Source organism: Chitinophaga sp., assembly GCF_036569125.1.
In the GTDB taxonomy this organism is placed as follows: Bacteria; Bacteroidota; Bacteroidia; order Chitinophagales; family Chitinophagaceae; genus Chitinophaga.
On record NZ_DATCRF010000007.1, the window covers coordinates 1 to 2,415 of the forward strand.

Here is a 2,415-nt window from a genome sequence, read left to right on the forward strand (position 1 = left end):
GTGTTATGGAACTGTGTGTTGCCATTGGTAAATGAGCTGTTAAAACATTATCAGAAAACAGGCGTGCTGTTCACATTAAACATAAACTCCCGCCAGTGCCCGCGAATAAAGCTGAACTGCGGCTGCATGGCCCATAATGAACACAGGCTGCTTTCTATTTCTGTTTGATGGCCGCTGGCAAATTCCAGCAGCGCCTGTGATATGGGATAGTATGACCAGTGCCAGCGTTCTTCTATATAACCATTGCGTAAGAAGGCAGAACCCATGGTAAATGATTGCAGGAAACCGTAGGTGGATGCGTTGCGCTGCAGCCAGCTGTATTCATCCGTAAAGCTGCCGGTGCCTTCCCATTCTGCGGGGTTCATGTCCGGGTCAATAATATCAAAGTCGGTACCCCAGTGGTGGCGCGAGATACCGGGTGCAGAAGATGCCTGTAATATTTCCTGCTGCCGTTCATCTGCCGTTAAAGCCCGTGCACCTGTAGGCATGGGCGTTGTGGCGCTGGGTGCATCTTTACCCCAGGCTACACGGTGCCTTGGATTCCGCGTATCCCAGCGTGTTTCTGCAGGTAATATCAGTGTGCCGCAAACTATGCGCGCATGATCGGTAATGCGGTCGAAAGGTGTTCTGCGGGTAAAGTTGAACTTACTGTTCCAGATGTCCTGCTGCTGATTGAAATCTCTGCGGGGCGATTCTATTGTGGCGCCGCCGCGTGGTAATGTAATGCCGGAGCCGGGACGTGCGGCTGCCAGCTCCAGTGCCCGTGTCATACACTCCACCTGCCTGCGTGCTTCCTGCATGGCAGCACGCGGCGGTGTACCGGTGCCAATGATCCAGCCAATGGTATCCGGTACCGGTAAGGCTGCGATCCGTGATGCCCAGACAGCCTTCTGCGCATCCAGCGCTGCCTGGTCGGCAAACGTGGTGCAGCGGCGCGGCAGCCCATCCGGCGGCGCTTCCCTTTCCATAGGAGCAGGGGTAAGGTTTGCCTGTCCTATTACGCGTATAAATTCACGGATAACATACATTATACCATCAATCAGATCTCCGATGGTAAAATCATCGGCCGTTGTGGCAGCAGCGCCGGTAGCCGCAGCAGGTGCGGGCATCAGCAGGAACTGGTGTATACCATCCAGGTAAGGCCGGTACACTGCAGGTCCGGCTTCATAACCCGGAACCTCAATGGTCACTACTGTTCTGCCATAGCCGGAGGCCCAGGTACCCAGTGAGGTTCCTCTGCCGGCTACTACACCGGTAGCTTCACTTTGAATAGGATATATTAAGCTGAAGGGTGAGCTGCCGGTGGAGGCGCCGCCTGCGCTGGCAGCCGGGTACATGCTGGCCGGAAGGCTTGTGGTAGGCGTATTACCCGGCGAGCTGCCTGCGCCGCCGCGGCCAATAGTAGCCCTGATCATCCGTTCTGTTAGCTCCATAGCCGGCAGGTTGCGGCTGTCGCAGGTAAAGGCGCGGCCTCTTTGCCCGCTGGTGGCAACCGGCGGGTAGGAGTGTATGTCGTCTGCCACACCGGTGCCGGTACCGGAAACTGTTCTGTTATGAATAGGATCCAGGAAAACACCGCCCTGCGAGGTAGTGCTGATGGCATGGATGCTGAGTATGCGCTCCGGGTCAAATTCATTCACGGCCTGTGTGATCAGCGTTGCAATGGGATTGCGGCTTACATAGCCGGTGCCAAATTCCCGGTTCAGATCATCCACATGCGTAGCGCCGCTGCCGCCGGTGCGGTTATATCCCGCGGTAGCGGGAATGGGATTGGCTGTTATAAATAACGTATGAAAGTCGGGGTGAAAGCTGCTGTTCAGCTCTGCCAGCGCTTCCTGTCCCAGGCGCCCTGCGCTGCGTTCTCCCTGGTGAATGCCTGCAATTACCAGCGCCCTGCGCTGACCGGTGTTGGTAGTGCTGCCACGGAAGAAATAAGAATCCGGTGAGGAGGTAATAGGGTTGCCCGGCGATGTGCCGCCCGGCGGCATCAGCTCACTGGGCCTGAAACGCCGCTGTATAAGCGGTTTACGGGCTATGTCACCTTGCTGTAAGGTATGGGTTAGCTCATGCGCCAACAGGTGTTTGCCTTGTGCTGATTCCGGCGTATACTGCCCGCTGTTGAAATAAATATCATTGCCTACGGTAAATGCCTGTGCATTCAGCTGTGTTGATAACCGGGCTGCATCACTGCCGGTATGAATGCGTACGTCTGAAAAATCTGCGCCAAAGCGGCTTTCCATAAAATGCTGCGTAGGTGCCGCCATGGCGCTGCCGCTGCCCTGGCTGGCTTGTATGCCGCTGCTTACCGCTTCACTAACCGGGCTGCTGTTACTTTCCGCTGCTTTTTTTTGAATAAAGGAGGTCAATGGTTTGCGCTGCGCTTTTTCCTCCTCCTCACAATGCGCACACTTACGT

At 55.7% G+C, this 2,415-nt stretch carries 1 protein-coding gene; it reads right to left on the minus strand.

Going from position 1 to position 2,415, the window contains the following annotated elements; all coding sequences use genetic code 11:
• Nucleotides 1-50: 50 nt before the first annotated feature.
• Nucleotides 51-2,415, minus strand: a 2,365-nt coding sequence (locus VIM87_RS00205; RefSeq protein WP_331995011.1) for an eCIS core domain-containing protein, incomplete at its 5' end; no start/stop codon positions are given.